At 66.3% G+C, this 15,984-nt stretch carries 17 protein-coding genes; 6 read left to right on the top strand and 11 right to left on the bottom strand.

Going from position 1 to position 15,984, the window contains the following annotated elements; genetic code table 11:
* Positions 1–3: 3 nt before the first annotated feature.
* Positions 4–723, bottom strand: coding sequence for a DUF4198 domain-containing protein (locus IP89_RS01570; protein WP_043307135.1), 720 nt, complete (start codon positions 721–723; stop codon positions 4–6).
* A 17-nt stretch (positions 724–740) separates the two neighbouring features.
* Entirely contained in the window at positions 741–2,831 is a 2,091-nt protein-coding gene (locus IP89_RS01565) for a TonB-dependent siderophore receptor (RefSeq protein ID WP_081963130.1), read from the bottom strand.
* A 218-nt stretch (positions 2,832–3,049) separates the two neighbouring features.
* Here IP89_RS01565 and IP89_RS01560 point away from each other — a divergent pair, with 218 nt between their 5' ends.
* Positions 3,050–3,913, top strand: a complete 864-nt coding sequence (locus IP89_RS01560; protein WP_043307134.1) for an oxaloacetate decarboxylase — start codon at positions 3,050–3,052, stop codon at positions 3,911–3,913.
* Here IP89_RS01560 and IP89_RS01555 read toward each other — a convergent pair.
* Positions 3,903–4,640, bottom strand: a complete 738-nt coding sequence (locus tag IP89_RS01555) for an ABC transporter substrate-binding protein (RefSeq protein ID WP_043307132.1) — start codon at positions 4,638–4,640, stop codon at positions 3,903–3,905. The two genes, IP89_RS01560 and IP89_RS01555, sit on opposite strands and share 11 nt — an antisense overlap.
* 108 nt (positions 4,641–4,748) lie before the next feature.
* On the opposite strand from IP89_RS01555, the gene IP89_RS01550 reads away from it, so the two are divergent.
* A complete protein-coding gene (locus IP89_RS01550; RefSeq protein ID WP_043307131.1) occupies positions 4,749–5,015 on the top strand; it encodes a DksA/TraR family C4-type zinc finger protein in 267 nt (88 codons plus the stop codon).
* Here the strand turns inward: IP89_RS01550 and IP89_RS01545 are convergent, their stop codons facing one another.
* Entirely contained in the window at positions 5,016–5,480 is a 465-nt protein-coding gene (locus IP89_RS01545) for a YMGG-like glycine zipper-containing protein (RefSeq protein ID WP_052080908.1), read from the bottom strand.
* Between the two features lie 139 nt (positions 5,481–5,619).
* Here IP89_RS01545 and IP89_RS01540 point away from each other — a divergent pair, with 139 nt between their 5' ends.
* A complete protein-coding gene (locus IP89_RS01540) occupies positions 5,620–6,489 on the top strand; it encodes a DMT family transporter (RefSeq protein WP_043307130.1) in 870 nt (289 codons plus the stop codon).
* Here the strand turns inward: IP89_RS01540 and IP89_RS01535 are convergent.
* The 7 genes from IP89_RS01535 to IP89_RS01505 all read right to left on the bottom strand — a co-directional run bounded on the left by IP89_RS01535 (position 6,440) and on the right by IP89_RS01505 (position 12,028).
* Complete coding sequence (locus IP89_RS01535) at positions 6,440–6,970, bottom strand: hypothetical protein (RefSeq protein ID WP_043307129.1); 531 nt, start codon at positions 6,968–6,970, stop codon at positions 6,440–6,442. The genes IP89_RS01540 and IP89_RS01535 overlap by 50 nt on opposite strands.
* 67 nt (positions 6,971–7,037) lie before the next feature.
* Positions 7,038–8,738 carry an urease subunit alpha gene (ureC, locus tag IP89_RS01530; protein ID WP_043307127.1) on the bottom strand — a complete coding sequence of 567 codons (1,701 nt, stop codon included), beginning with the start codon at positions 8,736–8,738 and terminating at the stop codon, positions 7,038–7,040.
* 73 nt (positions 8,739–8,811) lie between these two features.
* Entirely contained in the window at positions 8,812–9,117 is a 306-nt protein-coding gene (locus IP89_RS01525; RefSeq protein ID WP_043307126.1) for an urease subunit beta, read from the bottom strand.
* Positions 9,114–9,626: a GNAT family N-acetyltransferase gene (locus tag IP89_RS01520; RefSeq protein ID WP_043307125.1), complete on the bottom strand. Its 513-nt coding sequence runs from the start codon at positions 9,624–9,626 to the stop codon at positions 9,114–9,116. The genes IP89_RS01525 and IP89_RS01520 overlap by 4 nt, the downstream gene beginning before the upstream one ends.
* A 157-nt stretch (positions 9,627–9,783) precedes the next feature.
* Positions 9,784–10,086 (bottom strand): urease subunit gamma, encoded by a 303-nt coding sequence (gene ureA, locus IP89_RS01515; RefSeq protein WP_043307124.1) that lies wholly within the window; start codon positions 10,084–10,086, stop codon positions 9,784–9,786.
* A gap of 1 nt (position 10,087) precedes the next feature.
* Positions 10,088–10,924: an urease accessory protein UreD gene (locus IP89_RS01510; RefSeq protein ID WP_043307123.1), complete on the bottom strand. Its 837-nt coding sequence runs from the start codon at positions 10,922–10,924 to the stop codon at positions 10,088–10,090.
* Positions 10,925–10,978: 54 nt separating this feature from the next.
* Positions 10,979–12,028, bottom strand: a complete 1,050-nt coding sequence (locus IP89_RS01505) for an AraC family transcriptional regulator (protein ID WP_043307122.1) — start codon at positions 12,026–12,028, stop codon at positions 10,979–10,981.
* Between the two features lie 300 nt (positions 12,029–12,328).
* Here IP89_RS01505 and eat point away from each other — a divergent pair, with 300 nt between their 5' ends.
* From eat to eutC, 3 genes are read left to right on the top strand one after another with little or no spacing between them, the layout of a single operon-like run.
* Positions 12,329–13,693 carry an ethanolamine permease gene (gene eat / locus IP89_RS01500; RefSeq protein WP_043307121.1) on the top strand — a complete coding sequence of 455 codons (1,365 nt, stop codon included), beginning with the start codon at positions 12,329–12,331 and terminating at the stop codon, positions 13,691–13,693.
* A 49-nt stretch (positions 13,694–13,742) separates the two neighbouring features.
* Positions 13,743–15,137: an ethanolamine ammonia-lyase subunit EutB gene (locus IP89_RS01495; protein WP_043307120.1), complete on the top strand. Its 1,395-nt coding sequence runs from the start codon at positions 13,743–13,745 to the stop codon at positions 15,135–15,137.
* Positions 15,138–15,155: 18 nt separating this feature from the next.
* Positions 15,156–15,971 (top strand): ethanolamine ammonia-lyase subunit EutC, encoded by an 816-nt coding sequence (gene eutC / locus IP89_RS01490; RefSeq protein ID WP_043307119.1) that lies wholly within the window; start codon positions 15,156–15,158, stop codon positions 15,969–15,971.
* Positions 15,972–15,984 lie beyond the last annotated feature (13 nt).

Here is a 15,984-nt window from a genome sequence, read left to right as displayed (position 1 = left end):
GGCTTACTCCTTGTGTTCGCTGCCGACGAAGGTCAGCGAGCTGAAGAAGCCGAGCTCATCGATATCGGCATCGCCTTTTACCGACACGTACACCGAGGCGGCGATCACGTTGAGGCCGGCGTTGCGCACGGTCAGCGTGGCGTAGCCGTCGGCGTCGCTACTGGCGCTGACTTCGTCCGGCATGCCGCGATAGTCGCCGATCAGCTTCACGTCCTTGGCCGGCTTGCCATCGACCAGCACCCGCACGCGTAGCGGCTTGCCCGGGCCGACCGCCAGCGGATCACTCTGCGGCACGATGGCCAGGCGCAACTTGCTCAGGTCCGGCAGTTTGGCGCCAGCTTGCTGGATCGCCAGGCTGTACTTGTAGGTGTGCAGCGAGTGGGTCGAGTTCGGCACCTGGCTGCGGCCCTGGTTGATCCACTGTTTGTCTGGCGTCTGCGACCAGGCGCCGTTGTCCAGAGCCACGGCCAGCACCGCCGGCGTACGTAACGGCTGCAGGCGGGCGTGGTCGTCCAGGCGTTGCACGCTGACCGGGATCATCTTTCCGCTGCCGTCATAGGCCCAGGCGGCGCTGATCTTGGCGGCCTTGAAGGCATCGTCTTCGGCGCCGTGGCCGTAGACCACTTCATGATTGCCGCGGCGCTGTTCGGTCCACAGACCATGAGCGGCCGCCTGACCGCAGACGAACAGGCCGGCGAGCAGCAGGGGGAGGGTGGTACGCATCGGATATTTCCTTGTGATCAGAGGTTGAGGCTCAGGCTGAAACTGAGGTTGCGGGGCTCGCCGGGCAGCACCCAAACGCTGTTGTAGGCGCGCTCGTAGTACTTGCGGTCGAAGACGTTGTTGAGGTTCACGCCCAGGGTCAGGTCCTCGCTGACCTTGTAGTGGCCGAGCAGGTCGAGCGTCTCGTAGGCCGCCAGGCGGAAGTCGCTGCCGGCCTGGCCGGAGCGTTCGCCGACATAGGTGACGGCCGCGCCGATATCCGAGCCGTGCAGGGCGCCGCCCTGGAACTCGTACACCGCCAGCAGGCTGCCGCTGTGCTGCGGAATGCCGAGCAGATCACTGCCGGTGGGAATGGCGGCGTCGCCCTTGGTCACCTCGGCATCGATGTAGGCGTAGGCGCCGATCAGCCGCACGGCGTCGCTGAGCTGGCCGCTGAACTGCATATCCAGACCTTGGCTGCGCGCCTTGCCGGCGGCCACGCTGTCGCCCAGGGCGTCGGTGGTGACGACGTTCTCCTTGTCGATGTGGAACAGCGCGATGGTGCCGCCCAGGCGGCCGTCGAACAGGTCCAGCTTGAGGCCGCTTTCGTAGCCCAGGCCCTTCTCCGGCTTGTACACCTGGCCCTGGCTGCCGATGGTGTTGGGCTTGAACGAGGTGCCGGCGTTGGCGAACACGCCGACTTCCGGGGTGAGCTGGTAGAGCAGGCCAACTCGCGGCGTGGCGACGTCCTTCTCCTGCTCATTGCTGACGCGGGTGGTGCGGTTCAGCGAGGTCTGCTCGACGCGCTCCAGGCGCACGCCGACCAGGCCGCGCAGGCGTTCGCTGAAGGCGATCTGGTCCTGCAGGTTGAGCGCGTAGCTCTCGGTGTGTTCGTGGAAGTCGTTGGGTTTGGTGAGCGCCGGCTTGGGCTTGCCGTACACCGGGTTGTAGATGTTCAGGCCGTAGCTGGCCAGGGTCTCGCTCTGCGGGTACTTCTGGCTGTTGCGGTAGTTCTCGTACTCCAGGCCGATCAGGCTCTGGTGCTGCCAGCCGCCGAGCTCGAAGCTGCCATGCAACTCGGCCTGGGTGATGTTGTCGTTCCACTCGAAGTCGCGCTGGCGGTAGAAGCGGGTGATGGTCTCGCCGACCAGTTTCTGCGGCTCCGAGCTGTCGCCGCGCAGGGTGCCCTGGGTGTAGTGGTTGGCCAGGCGCAGCTTCCAGTCATCGTTGAGGTAGCGCTCCAGCGCCAGATCGAGGGTCTGGTTGTCGTTGCGGATCTCGCCGTCGTTCGGCTCGCCAAAGAAGGCGGAGCGCTTCACCGCCCCCATCTCGCCGTTCACCGCCGGAATGCCGCGATCGAACACCGATTCGGTGCGCGAGAACTCGGCATCGAGCATCAGCAGGGTGTCTTCATCCAGCTGCCAGCTGAGCGAGGGCGTGACCACCTGGCGGCTGTTGCCGACGTAATCGCGGAAGCTGCCGTTGTCCTCTACGGCCAGGTTGATGCGCGACAGCAGGGTGCCGTCTTCGTTGAGCGGGGTGTTGGCGTCCAGGCTGGTGCGATAGCGGTCCCAGCTGCCGGCGCTGAGGTTGAGCTTGCTGAACGCCTCCGCCTGCGGGCGCTTGCTGACGATGTTGACCAGACCGCCCGGGTCGCCACGGCCGTAGAGGCTGGCCGAGGGGCCTTTCAGTACTTCGATGCGCTCGATGCCCGAGGCGTCCGGCGAGCTGTAGCTGCCACGGTTGATGGCGAAGCCGTTGCGATATAGCTCGCCGGTGGTGAAGCCGCGCACGCTGTAGTTGAGGAAGGTCAGGCCGCCGAAGTTGTTCTGCCGCGATACGCCGCCGGCGAAGTCCAGGGCGCGATCGATGCGCGTGGTGTTGAGGTCTTCCAACACCTGAGTCGGTACCACTTCGATGCTCTGCGGCGTGTCGCGGATATCCACATCGCTGCGCGTGGCGGTGCTGGAGCGGGTGGCACGGTAGCCCTCGACCGGCCCGGTGACGCTCTCCAGCTGGCTGTCGCTGATCGATAGGCTTTCCAGCTGCAGGGGTTCTTCGGCCCAGGCGCTGCCTTGCAGCAGCAACGAAGATATTCCGATTGCTCGGATGTATTGCGGGTTTTTCATGTCATTTCCTTATATAGATGAAATAACATAACAAAATAAAATGAGAAGAATCCAGCATCGAGACGATCGGGCTAGTCTTGCCGTGAGGAGAGATGGCGCTGAAAGCGGGGCGCAAGGAGCGGCTGCGAAGCTTTGCGGCGCGAATGCCTGGCTGGTTTTGTAGTTTTACTACATAATCGGTCGTCCCAAGAGACCAAGAATTAGCCGTAGCGCCTACCATGCAAATAGCCTCGCATCACGATCTTCGCGTGCAGTTCCGTGCACTGCTCAACTCGAACGCCTGCTATCACACGGCTTCGGTGTTCGATCCCATGTCCGCGCGCATCGCCGCCGACCTCGGTTTCGAGGTGGGCATCCTGGGCGGCTCTGTAGCTTCACTACAAGTTTTGGCCGCGCCGGATTTTGCCCTGATCACCCTCAGCGAGTTCGCCGAGCAGGCCACTCGCATCGGCCGCGTGGCGCGCCTGCCGTTCATCGCCGACGCCGACCACGGCTACGGCAACGCGCTCAACGTGATGCGCACCGTGGTCGAACTGGAGCGTGCCGGCGTGGCGGCGCTGACCATCGAGGACACCCTGCTGCCGGCCCAGTTCGGCCGCAAGTCCACCGACCTGATCAGCGTCGACGAAGGCGTCGGCAAGATTCGTGCGGCGCTGGAAGCGCGCTTCGATCCGGAGCTGGCGATCATCGCCCGCACCAATGCCGGAGTGCTCGACGTCGAGGAAGTGATCCGCCGCACCGTGGCCTACCAGGAGGCCGGTGCCGATGGCATCTGCATGGTCGGCGTGCGTGACTTCGAGCACCTGGAGCTGATTGCCGAGCATCTGCACGTGCCGCTTATGCTGGTCAGCTACGGCAACCCGTCGCTGCGTGACGACGCGCGCCTGGCCAGCCTCGGCGTGCGCATCGTGGTCGACGGCCACGCCGCCTACTTTGCCGCGATCAAGGCCACCTACGATTGCCTGCGCGAGCAGCGTGGCATCGCCGCCAGCGACCTCAACGCCACCGAGCTGACGCACAAGTACACCCAGCCCGAGGACTACATCGTCTGGGCGCGCGAGTACATGAACGTCAAGGAGTAGCGACCGCCTGCTCGATCAGGCGCTGCAGCGAGCCGTCCTGGCGCATGTCGCGCAACGTCTGGTCGAAGCGTTGCAGCAGCTCATGCTGCGCGGCCTGCTTGGCGAAGACCAGGAAGGTCGGATTGATGCTCAGTGGCCGGGGCAGCGCCTGCAACTGCTCCATGCCCGGCTGGCCGAGTAGACGCTGGCCGGCCAGTTCGATGGCGATCACCGCGTCCAGGCGACCGGACGCCAGCTTGCGCAGGTTGGCGTCGTCCGAGCTGCCTTCCTCGGCCTTTATCTGCCCGCTGCGCACGGCCTGGTCGAACTCCTCCGTATAGCTCCAGCCGCGGATCACGCCGATGCGTTTGCCGTACAGGTCCTGGGTTCTTTCGAAGTGCAGCGGGTGTTCGCGTTGCACATAGAGCAGCAGGCGCTCCTCGAAGATCGGCGCCGAATAGTCGAAGCGCTGCAGACGCTCGGGGTTCTTGTAGATGCCGGCGATGCCCAGCTCGCCCGTAGCGCCTTTGAGCAGGGCGCGCTTCCACGGCATCGGATGAATTTCCAGAGGCTCGCCGAGGCGGGCGAACACCGTCTGCAGGATCAGCGGGTACAGGCCCATGGGCTGCCCGCCCTGCTGGTACATGAAGGGCGGATTGGCATTGTCGATGGCGACCAGGGTTTCCGCCCGGGTCACCAGGGAACAGCAGCCAAGCACGAGTGCCGCCAGCAGGCGAGGGCAAGACATGGACAGATTTCCTCCGCGACTTGCCCAAGCATAGTTCGGTGCTGCGCTTGCATTCGCTCAGGGCCGGGCGCATATCTGCAGTGAACACCTATCTCGTGGAGGTGCCCCATGGCCGGTGGCTGGACCAACGATAGCGCCGTGCAGGAGCAGATCGACAGCAGCATCGAAGATGCCGTCGCCCGTGCGCGCAGCCAGTTGCCGCGCGGCGAGAGCCTGAGCCGCTGCGAGGAGTGCGACGCCGTCATTCCCGAGGCGCGCCGGCAGGCCGTGCCCGGTGTGCGCCTGTGCGTGAACTGCCAGGAGCAGCATGACCGCGAGCAGGAGGCCTTCAGCGGATACAACCGCCGCGGCAGCAAGGACAGCCAGCTGCGCTGATCAGGGGCTGACCGAGTAACCGCGAGCGCTCATGCAGTTCAGGTAGGCCTGGCTGGAAGTGCCCTGGGCCGCCTGATCGGCGCGGCGGTCCTGGCGCCGCTCACGGCGTTGCCGCGAGGCGCCTACCACCGCGCCGGCCGCCGCGGTCTCGCGGGCCTGGTTCTGCCGGTATTGCTGTTTCACATCGTCATCGACCCGGTCGTAGAGCTCATCGTGCTGGTTACCCCGCACTTGCGCGGCGGTGGCGCCAGCTGCGGCGCCCACGGCCGCGCCACGCAGGCGCCCGCCGACATGGCTGTCGTTGGTGCCGCTGGAGGTACTGGCGCTCTGGCTCTGGCAGCTGGCCATGTCGCTCTGGATCTGTTGCTGGCTCTGGCCGTTGAGCGGGATCAGGGTCTCGGCCCGGGCCGTGGCGGCAAATACGAGCATGCAGGCCATGATGTGGATGGGGTGAAGATTGAACATGGCGACCTCCGCGAGTGGATGGTGTCTTCACTCTAGTGCTGCCCGGCGTTGGTGCTCGTTGGCGAGACGGCCGGCGCTGGCTGCCAGGGACGGGCTTTGGCAGAATTGTTAGTCGGCTCATTATTAGGTTGTTGTGAAATTGCCTCCGCACTCGCGCCCCGGTCTGGGCATTCTGCTGATCCTCGCCGCCGGCCTGCTGCTGTCCACCCAGGACGCCCTGGCCAAGACCCTGACCAGCGCCTATCCGCTGTTGCTGGTGGTGTGGTTCCGCTACCTGGCGCAGAACCTGATGATGACCGCGCTGTTCGCCCCGCGCATGGGCTGGCGCCTGGTACGCACGCAGCGGCCGCTGCTGCAGCTGGCCCGCGGCCTGAGCCTGGTGGGTGTGACCCTGCTGTTCTACGGTGGCTTGCGCTATATCCCGCTGGGCGAGGCGACGGCGGTGATCTTCCTCGCGCCGTTGGTGGTCGTTGTGCTGTCGGTGCTGTGGCTGAAGGAGTCGGTGGGGCGCGGCGTATGGCTGTCGATCGGCGGCAGCATGCTCGGCGTACTGCTGATCGTGCGGCCAGGTGGTGCGCTGTTCACCCCGGCTATCCTGTTGCCGCTGGCCGCCGCCTGCTGCTTTGGCCTCTATCAGCTGCTGACCCGGCGCCTCAGCGCCACCGACGATCCAGCCACCAGCAATTACCTCACCGCGCTGATCGGCACCCTGGTCTCCGGGCTGCTGTTGCCCTGGACCTGGCAGCTTCCGCAGCTGCACGACCTGCTGCTGATGGCGGCACTCGGCGCCCTGGCCATGAGCGGGCATATGCTGCTGACCCACGCCCTGCGCTTCGCCAGTGCGGCCAGCCTGGCGCCGTTCACCTATATCCAGATTCTCACCGCCGCGCTGATCGGCGCCCTGGCCTTCGACCACCTGCCGGATGCCGGGGCGATGCTCGGCATGGCGGTGATCATCCTTAGCGGTGCGGCGTTGGCCTGGAGTCAGCGTCGCCCGCGGGAGTCTTGAGAGCGGCGCGTTCCGGGCGCGCCAGCGGCCACATGTGTGGGCCGAGCAGGCCGCTGGCCCAGTAGATGTCCAGCTCGTGCAGGCAGATCTGCAGACCATGCAGGATCGGCTGTGCATCGACCAGCGGCGCGCCACCGAACAGGCGTCGCCACCAGGGCCGGTCCTGGCGGAACCAGTGCTCCTCGGCCGAGGTGCCGGCATGTGCGCGCCCCGCGTCCTCGGTCCAGCCGGCGGCCATCTCGTGGCCGGAAATGTTGCGCCCGTCGATGACCAGGCCCTGCCGTGGGCAGGTGCCGTAGTTGAGGATGAAACGCGGGCGGCGGTACTTGTCCCACTGCACTTCGAGAATCTGCAGCTGCTCGCCGACCTCGCGCCGATAGGTCCAGAACAGGGCGTTCTGCGGCTGGTCGGCAACGAAGCCGCGGGTTTCCAGCCAGGGCAGCAGGTGCTGCCGGAGTTGCTCGCGCAGGGCGTTGGACATGCTCGACTTCCAATACTGAATGCCGGCAGTCAACCGTACACACGCCCTGGCGGCAAGCGCCGAGTGCTCAGAACAGGAAGTAGCGTTGCGCCATTGGCAACACCTCGGCCGGTTCGCACCAGAGCAACTGGCCGTCGGCCTTGACCTGGTAGTTCTGCGGGTCGACTTCGATGTCCGGCAGGTAGTCGTTGTGGATCAGGTCTGCCTTGGTCACTTCGCGGCAACCTTTGACCACGCCGATCTGCTTCTGCAAACCGAGCTGCTGCGGCACACCCGCTTCCATGGCCGCCTGGCTGATGAAGGTCAGGCTGGTGGCGTGGAGCATGCCGGCGTAGCTGCCGAACATCGGGCGGTAGTGCACCGGTTGCGGGGTTGGGATCGAGGCGTTGGCGTCGCCCATCAGGCTGGCGGCGATGGCGCCACCCTTGAGGATCAGCGTCGGTTTCACGCCGAAGAACGCCGGGCGCCACAGCACCAGGTCGGCGAACTTGCCCACTTCGATGGAACCGACTTCGTGGCTGATGCCGTGGGTGATCGCCGGGTTGATGGTGTACTTGGCGATGTAGCGCTTCACGCGGAAGTTGTCGTTGCCCGGACCGTCGCCCGGCAGGGCGCCGCGCTGCTGCTTCATCTTGTCGGCGGTTTGCCAGCAGCGGGTGATCACCTCGCCGACGCGGCCCATGGCCTGGCTGTCGGAGCTGATCATGGAGAAGGCACCGAGGTCGTGCAGGATGTCTTCGGCGGCGATGGTTTCGCGGCGGATGCGTGATTCGGCGAAGGCCACGTCCTCGGCGATGCTCGGGTCGAGGTGGTGGCAGACCATCAGCATGTCCAGGTGTTCGTCGATGGTGTTGCGGGTGAACGGCCGGGTCGGGTTGGTCGAGCTGGGCAGCACGTTGGGGAAGCCGCAGGCCTTGATGATGTCCGGCGCGTGGCCGCCACCGGCACCCTCGGTGTGGTAGGTGTGGATGGTGCGGTTCTTGAACGCACCGAGGGTGGTTTCGACGAAGCCAGATTCGTTGAGGGTGTCGGTGTGGATCGCCACCTGGATGTCGTACTGGTCGGCCACGCTCAGGCAGTTGTCGATGGCCGCCGGCGTGGTGCCCCAGTCCTCATGCAGCTTCAGGCCGATGGCGCCGGCCTTGACCTGCTCGATCAGCGGCTCGGGCAGCGAGACGTTGCCCTTGCCGGTGAAGCCGATGTTCATCGGGAAGGCGTCGGCGGCCTTGAGCATCATCGCCATGTGCCACGGCCCCGGGGTGACGGTGGTGGCGAAGGTACCGGTGGCCGGGCCTGTGCCGCCGCCGATCATGGTGGTGGTGCCGCTCATCAGGGCTTCTTCGATCTGCTGCGGGCAGATGAAGTGGATGTGGGTGTCGATGCCGCCGGCGGTGAGGATCATGCCCTCGCCGGCGATCACTTCGGTGGCGCCGCCGATGGCGATGGTCACGTCGGGCTGGATGTCCGGGTTGCCGGCTTTGCCGATGGCGGCGATGCGCCCGCCCTTGAGGCCGACGTCGGCCTTGACGATGCCCCAGTGGTCGATGATCAGCGCGTTGGTGATCACCGTATCGACCACGTCTGCGGCACACAGCTGGCTCTGGCCCATGCCGTCACGGATCACCTTGCCGCCGCCGAACTTCACTTCGTCGCCGTAGGTGGTGAAGTCCTTCTCCACCTCGACCCACAGGTTGGTATCGGCCAGGCGCACCTTGTCGCCGACGGTGGGGCCGAACATGTCGGCGTAGGCTTGGCGGGAAATCTTCATCGGCACTTCCTGTATTCGTTGATCGTTCCCAGGCTCGGCGTGGGAATGCAGTTGGCGACGCGCTGCGGCGCTATCAAAGCTTGCCCATCACCCGCCCGGCGAAGCCGTAGACGCTGCGCCCACCGGCCAGCTCGACCAGCTCGACCTCGCGCGACTGGCCCGGCTCGAAGCGCACCGCGGTGCCAGCCGGAATATTCAGGCGCATACCCCGCGTGGCCGCACGGTCGAAGCTCAGCGCGTCGTTGGTCTCGAAGAAGTGGAAGTGCGAGCCGACCTGGATCGGCCGGTCGCCGCTGTTGGCCACGGTCACGCTGAGGGTGCGGCGGCCGACATTGAGTTCGATCTCGCCATCCTGAATCTGGTATTCGCCGGGGATCATGGTGCGCTGCGCTCCGGGGTGAGGATCAGTTGCATGAAGGTCAGGTCCAGCCAACGGCCGAACTTGCGGCCCACCTGCGGCATCTGCCCGGTGGTGACGAAGCCGAGGCGTTCGTGCAGGCGGATCGATGCGGCGTTGCCACTCTCGATGGCGGCGACCATCACGTGCTTACTGCAGGCCTTGGCGCGTTCGATCAGCGCCGCCATCAGCTGTGGGCCGAGGCCATTGCCGCGCTGGTCGGCGCGTACGTAGACCGAGTGTTCGACGGTGTTGCAGAAGCCGTCGAAGGGTCGCCAGTCGCCGAATGAGGCGTAGCCGACCACCTCACCGGCGGCGTTCTCGGCTACCAGGATCGGGTAGCCCTGTTGGGCGCGGGCGGCGAACCAGGCCTGGCGGTTGGCCAGGTCGACCACGTTGTCCATCCAGATCGCAGTGGTGTTGAGCACCGCGTCGTTGAAGATGTCGCGCAGGGCGGGCAGGTCAGCCTCGGCTGCGTCGCGAATGATCATTCTTCTTCAGTCTCCAGGAAGTCGTTCAAGGTCGTAGCGAGCGCAGCTCAGGCAAGGCGCAAGTCGGCGAGGATGCGCAGTTGACGTCTGTCAATGAGCAATCCGAGCCGGCTTGCAACGCAGCATGGGCAAGCGCAGTAGACATTGGACGATTTCCTCAGGCAATCGGTTGGTGGACGGTTACAAGCTTGGTGCCGTCGGGGAAGGTGGCTTCGATCTGGATCTCCGGGATCATCTCCGGCACGCCTTCCATCACCTGTTCGCGGCTCAGCAGGGTGGTGCCGAAATGCATCAGCTCGGCCACGGTCTGGCCGTCGCGCGCGCCTTCGAGCAAGGCGGCGGAGATCAGCGCCATGGCTTCCGGGTAGTTGAGCTTGACCCCACGGGCCAGGCGGCGCTCGGCGACCAGGCCGGCGGTGAAGATCAGCAGTTTGTCCTTCTCGCGAGGCGACAAATCCATCTCAGGTACTCCAGATTCTCGGGGGCACGGCCTCGCGGCCGAGCAGGGCAGGGCGCAACAGGCGCCAGAGTTCGATCAGCCAGGCGCGGGCGTGCAGCGCCTCGCCGGCCAGGCAGCGGGCCACGACCAGGCCCGGCAGTTGAGTCAGATCGCCGCGTACCGTCGAGGGCAATTCGCGGCAGCGTTCCAGCAGTTCGGCATCGATCTCGCCGCTGATCAGCAGGGTGGCGAACACCGGCTGGCCGGCCAGGCCGATGGGCGAGTCGAGCAGGCCGTCGCCGCCGCCGATGCGCTGGCGTTCGTGCCACAGCGGGCGGCCGTCGCGGCGGATATCCAGGCGCGCCTGGAAATGGCCTTCGGCGAAGCGTTCGCCTGCGGCGGGGCGGCCGAGGGCGACGATGTCCCAGTAGAACAGGCGTGCGTCGCCGTGCAGGTCGATGCTGGTGCTCAGCTCGGCGCGGGCGCCGGAGTAGACGATGGTTTCCTGTGGCAGCCATTCCAGGGTCGCGCCGGGCTGCACCTGCAGCGCCAGGGTCTGTTTGGCACTGCTGGCGGCGCGGTACCACTTGGCTGCGCCGGGGCTGGTCAGCTGGGCCCAGGCCTGTTCGCCGACGTCGACACTGATGTCCAGGGTATCGCCGCCGGCGATGCCGGCCGGCGGGTGCACGATGATGTGCTGGCAGACCTGCGGGCCCTCGGCGTGCAGGTGCTTCTGCACTCGCAGCGGCCCCAGGTGGCGGCGCAGCACCGGGCGTGTCCAGTCCTGCTGGCGGGCGTAGGCCAGTTGCAGTTCGGCGTGCCAGGCGGGAGTGAATATCGCGGGTTGAGCGGCAGTCATCCAAGAATTCCGGCGGGGGCGCATGGGGCGCCAGTGTAGCGTGCGAGCATGGGTTCAGGCCGTACTCATCTGTAGCCATTGCCTCGGGCTGGTATCGAACCAGCGGCGGAAGGCGCGGGAGAAGGCGCTGGTCTCGGAATAGCCGAGCAGCGGCGCCAGTTCGCTGACCGGCAGGCGCCGGCGCAGGTAGTGCAGGGCCAGTTCGCGGCGCACCTGGTCGATCAGTGCAGAAAAACACAGGTTCTGTTCACGCAGGCGGCGCTGGAATGCTGCCGGGGTCAGGCCGAGGTGCGCGGCGATCTGCTCCAGCGCCGGCTCGCCCAGGGGCAGGGCGTCGCGCACCAGGCCGCGGGCCTGGTCGACCAGGCACTGCTGGTGCTGCTGGCCGCCGAGGCGGGCGATGGCGTCCTGCACCAGCATCAGCAGCACCGGGTCGCGCTCGGGCATCAGCCGGCCGACGATGTCGCGCTTGGGAATCAGCAGGGCGTTGCACGGCTGGCCGAACAGTATCGGCGCATCGAACACCGCCTGGTGCTCGCGCCAGCCTTCCGGCTTGCCGTGCTCGAACAGCACCGCGCGCGGTGCCCAGGTCGGGCCCAGTACATGGCGCACCAGGTTCAGCGCCATGCCCATGGTCAGCTCGGCGTCCTGGCGCTTGTCGAGGATCGCCGGGTGGCGCACCTGATAGTCGAAGCGGTAGCACTCGCCGATATCCACCAGGCGGATCAGCGTGTCGTGCTGGTGATAGGGGAAGGCGCGGGCGAAGTTCTGCAGGGCCTGCTCCAGGCTGTCCGAACACAGCCCGACATAGCCGAGCAGGCCGAGGGCGCGCGGCTGGAACTGCTGGCCGTAGCGCAGGCCGAAGTTGTCGCAGCCCGATTGCGTGGCGGCTTCCTCCAGCACCTTGCAGTAGTTGCTCAGGCTCAGGCTCAGGGTCGGGTGCAGCAGCAGGTCGGGGTCGATGCCGGCCACGCCGAAGACCCGTTCGGCGTCGCCACCTTGCAGCCCGATGAAGCGATCCAGTCCGCTGGCGGCGGCCGACAGCACGCCGAGATTGCTCGGGGCGTCGGTCATGGCCAGCGGATGGGGGATGTTCAGCGACATGGGCGGCGCGCATCAGAGAGATGGGTAACGTTTAGCAATACTCATGCCCCCTCGGCGAAGGCTCTAGATGAGCAAGTTGATCGCCTGATCAGAATGGTTGTGCATTGCCTTGGGGCGGGCGCTCGACGAAATGCACTCATGTGGCGCAAAAGCCCGCCGCAGAGCGCTCTGCAGGCCTTGTGGCGACTTGACTCTGCAGCTGCGCGCGGACTTTGCAAGGTCAAGTCTCGGCCGGGGTTGGCTGGATATCCTCGCCAAGCGATCGACGTCTGACGTGGCTCTCACATCGAGGAATTGGCAATGACAACAACGAAACTGAAACCGACGCTCGGCACCCTGCACCTGTGGGGCATCGCCGTGGGTCTGGTGATTTCCGGGGAATATTTTGGCTGGAGTTATGGCTGGGGCGCGGCGGGGACGCTGGGCTTCCTGGTCACCACGCTGATGGTGGCGGCGATGTACAGCTGCTTCATCTTCAGCTTCACCGAGCTGACTACTGCAATACCGCACGCCGGTGGGCCCTTCGCCTACAGCCGCCGTGCCTTCGGCCCCACCGGCGGGATGATCGCCGGCATGGCCACCCTGATCGAATTCGTCTTCGCTCCGCCGGCCATCGCCATGGCCATCGGCGCCTACCTCAACGTGCAGTTCCCCGGGCTCGACCCGAAACTGGCGGCGGTCGGTGCCTACATCATCTTCATGACCCTCAACATCCTCGGCGTCAGCATCGCCGCCACCTTCGAACTGGTGGTCACCGTGCTGGCGGTCGCCGAGCTGCTGGTGTTCATGGGTGTGGTCGCACCGGGCTTCAGCTTCAGCAACTTCGTGCTCAACGGCTGGGCCGGTAGCGACGTGTTCGGCATGCCTGCCATCGCCGGCATATTCGCCGCAATTCCGTTCGCCATCTGGTTCTTCCTCGCCATCGAGGGCGCGGCCATGGCCGCCGAAGAAGCCAAGGACCCGAAACGCACCATCCCGCGTGCCTATATCGCCGGCATCCTGACCCTGGTGTTCCTGGCGCTGGGCGTGATGGTGATGGCCGGTGGCGTGGGCGACTGGAAGGCCCTGTCCGGCATCAACGACCCGCTGCCGCAGGCGATGAAAACCGTGGTCGGCGAGAACTCCGGCTGGCTGCACATGCTGGTGTGGATTGGCCTGTTCGGCCTGGTCGCCAGCTTCCACGGCATCATTCTCGGCTACTCCCGCCAGTTCTTCGCCTTGGCTCGCGCAGGCTACCTGCCGCCGGCCCTGGCCAAGCTGTCGCGCTTCCACACTCCGCACCGCGCCATCATTGCCGGTGGCCTGGTCGGTATCGCGGCGATCTACAGCGACGGCCTGATCGCCCTGCAGGGCATGAGCCTGACCGCGGCGATGATCACCATGAGCGTGTTCGGCGCCATCGTCATGTACATCATGAGCATGCTCAGCCTGTTCAAGCTGCGTAAGAGCGAGCCGCACCTGGAACGTACCTTCAAGGCGCCGGGTTACCCGGTGGTACCGGGCATCGCCCTGGCCCTGGCCCTGGTGTGCCTGGCCGCGATGATCTGGTTCAACGGCACCATCGCCCTGCTGTTCCTCGGCCTGATGAGCATCGGTATGGTGTACTTCATGCTGACCGGCGCCCAGCGCGACGCCGTGCCGGCCGACGCTCTGCTGCAACCGTAATAGATCCACGCCCGCCGGCAACGGCGGGCGCTTGTTTCAGGAGTACTTCATGGCCACATTCGCCCATACCGTCGGCCATCACACCTGGCGCTTCGACAGCCTGCGCGAGGTCATGGCCAAGGCCAGCCCGGCGCGCTCCGGTGACTACCTGGCCGGCGTGGCCGCCAGCAGCGATGCCGAGCGCGTCGCCGCACAGATGGCGTTGGCCAATATCCCGCTCAAGCACTTCCTGAGCGAGGCACTGATTCCCTACGAAGACGACGAGATCACCCGGCTGATCATCGACACTCATGACGCGGCGGCCTTCGCCCCGGTCGCCCACCTCACAGTCGGCGGCTTCCGCGACTGGCTGCTCGGCGAACGCGCCGACGAGGCCAGCCTGCGCGCCCTGGCGCCGGGGCTGACGCCGGAGATGGTGGCGGCGGTGTCGAAGATCATGCGCGTGCAGGACCTGATCCTGGTGGCGCAGAAGATTCGCGTGGTCACTCGTTTTCGCAACACCATGGGCCTGCGCGGACGCATGTCGACGCGCCTGCAGCCCAATCACCCGACCGACGATCCATCCGGCATCGCCGCCAGCATTCTCGACGGCCTGCTGTACGGTAACGGCGACGCCATGTTCGGCATCAACCCGGCCACTGACAGCCTGGGCGCGCTGACCGATCTGCTGAAGATGCTCGACGCGATCATCCAGCGCTACGAGATCCCCACCCAGGCCTGCGTGCTGACCCACGTCACCAGCTCCATCGCCGCCATCGAGCGCGGCGCGCCGGTGGACCTGGTGTTCCAGTCCATCGCCGGCACCGAGGCGGCCAATGCCGGCTTCGGCATCACCCTGCAGGTGCTGCAGGAGGGCTACGAGGCGGGGCTGTCGCAGAAGCGTGGGACGCTGGGTGACAACCTGATGTACTTCGAGACCGGCCAGGGCAGCGCGCTGTCGGCCAACGCCCACCATGGCGTCGACCAGCAGACCTGCGAGGTGCGCGCCTACGCGGTGGCGCGCCACTACAAGCCGTTCCTGGTGAACACCGTGGTCGGCTTCATCGGTCCCGAATATCTGTACAACGGCAAGCAGATCATCCGCGCCGGCCTGGAAGACCACTTCTGCGGCAAGCTGCTCGGCGTGCCGATGGGCTGCGACATCTGCTACACCAACCACGCCGAAGCCGACCAGGACGACATGGACACCCTGCTGACCCTGCTCGGTGCGGCCGGCATCAACTTCATCATGGGCATCCCCGGCTCCGACGACGTGATGCTCAACTACCAGACCACCTCGTTCCACGACGCGCTGTACGCCCGCCAGCTGCTCGGCCTGCGCCCGGCGCCGGAGTTCGAGGCGTGGCTGGAGCGCATGAACATCCTGCACCAGCAGGGCGGCCGCCTGCGTCTCGGCGACCCGGTGCCGCCGGCTTTCCGCAATGCCCTGGCGCAGCTCGCCTAGTTTTCCTCGCAGGTCCGCATGAGCGATTTCGACGACACCCCCGCCAGCAATCCCTGGGCCGCGCTACGCCGCCTGACTCCGGCGCGCATCGCCCTCGGTCGCGCCGGCACCAGCCTGCCCACCGGTGCGCAGCTGGACTTCCAGTTCGCCCACGCCCAGGCGCGCGATGCCGTGCATCTGCCGCTGGATGCCGACGAGTTGGCCACAGGTCTCACCGAGCGCGGCCACCAGGTGCTGCAGCTGCACAGCGCGGCGGCGGACCGGCATACCTACCTGCAACGCCCCGATCTCGGCCGGCGCCTGGACGCCGCCTCGGTGCAGACCCTGCGCGATTATCCTCACGCCCATCCGGGTGGCTACGACCTGGCGGTGGTGATCGCCGACGGCCTCTCGGCCCTGGCCGTGCAGCGCCACAGTCTGGCCTTCCTCGACCGCTGGCAGCAGCAGGCCAGCGAGGATGGCTGGACCCTGGCGCCGATCTGTCTGGTGCGCCAGGGGCGGGTGGCGGTGGCCGATGAGGTGGCCGAGCTGCTCGGCGCGAAGATGGTGGTGATCCTGATCGGCGAGCGTCCGGGGCTGAGCTCGCCGGACAGCCTCGGCCTGTACTTCACCTATGCGCCGAAGGTCGGCCTGACCGATGCCTTCCGCAACTGCATTTCCAACGTGCGCCTAGAAGGCCTCAGCTATGGCCTGGCCGCGCACAAGCTGCTGTACCTGATGCGCGAGGCCGGGCGGCGCAAGCTGTCGGGCGTCAGCCTGAAGGACGAGGCGGAAGTGCTCAGCCTGGAAGGCGAAGCGCCTGCCGCCATCGGCAATTTCCTGGTCGACGATTAAACAGGCTGAGGCC

It is taken from the genome of Pseudomonas sp. ML96, assembly GCF_000761545.1.
Classification (GTDB): domain Bacteria; phylum Pseudomonadota; class Gammaproteobacteria; order Pseudomonadales; family Pseudomonadaceae; genus Aquipseudomonas.
Note: the sequence above shows the minus strand (reverse complement) of the source record. Positions and strands in the feature narration are given on the sequence as shown.

Coding starts and splice junctions, on each gene's coding strand:
- IP89_RS01570 (WP_043307135.1), bottom strand. CDS start 723: ATGCGTACCACCCTCCCCCTGCTGCTCGCCGGCCTGTTCGTCTGCGGT.
- IP89_RS01565 (WP_081963130.1), bottom strand. CDS start 2,831: ATGAAAAACCCGCAATACATCCGAGCAATCGGAATATCTTCGTTGCTG.
- IP89_RS01560 (WP_043307134.1), top strand. CDS start 3,050: ATGCAAATAGCCTCGCATCACGATCTTCGCGTGCAGTTCCGTGCACTG.
- IP89_RS01555 (WP_043307132.1), bottom strand. CDS start 4,640: ATGTCTTGCCCTCGCCTGCTGGCGGCACTCGTGCTTGGCTGCTGTTCC.
- IP89_RS01550 (WP_043307131.1), top strand. CDS start 4,749: ATGGCCGGTGGCTGGACCAACGATAGCGCCGTGCAGGAGCAGATCGAC.
- IP89_RS01545 (WP_052080908.1), bottom strand. CDS start 5,480: ATGTTCAATCTTCACCCCATCCACATCATGGCCTGCATGCTCGTATTT.
- IP89_RS01535 (WP_043307129.1), bottom strand. CDS start 6,970: ATGTCCAACGCCCTGCGCGAGCAACTCCGGCAGCACCTGCTGCCCTGG.
- ureC (WP_043307127.1), bottom strand. CDS start 8,738: ATGAAGATTTCCCGCCAAGCCTACGCCGACATGTTCGGCCCCACCGTC.
- IP89_RS01525 (WP_043307126.1), bottom strand. CDS start 9,117: ATGATCCCCGGCGAATACCAGATTCAGGATGGCGAGATCGAACTCAAT.
- IP89_RS01520 (WP_043307125.1), bottom strand. CDS start 9,626: ATGATCATTCGCGACGCAGCCGAGGCTGACCTGCCCGCCCTGCGCGAC.
- ureA (WP_043307124.1), bottom strand. CDS start 10,086: ATGGATTTGTCGCCTCGCGAGAAGGACAAACTGCTGATCTTCACCGCC.
- IP89_RS01510 (WP_043307123.1), bottom strand. CDS start 10,924: ATGACTGCCGCTCAACCCGCGATATTCACTCCCGCCTGGCACGCCGAA.
- IP89_RS01505 (WP_043307122.1), bottom strand. CDS start 12,028: ATGTCGCTGAACATCCCCCATCCGCTGGCCATGACCGACGCCCCGAGC.
- eat (WP_043307121.1), top strand. CDS start 12,329: ATGACAACAACGAAACTGAAACCGACGCTCGGCACCCTGCACCTGTGG.
- IP89_RS01495 (WP_043307120.1), top strand. CDS start 13,743: ATGGCCACATTCGCCCATACCGTCGGCCATCACACCTGGCGCTTCGAC.
- eutC (WP_043307119.1), top strand. CDS start 15,156: ATGAGCGATTTCGACGACACCCCCGCCAGCAATCCCTGGGCCGCGCTA.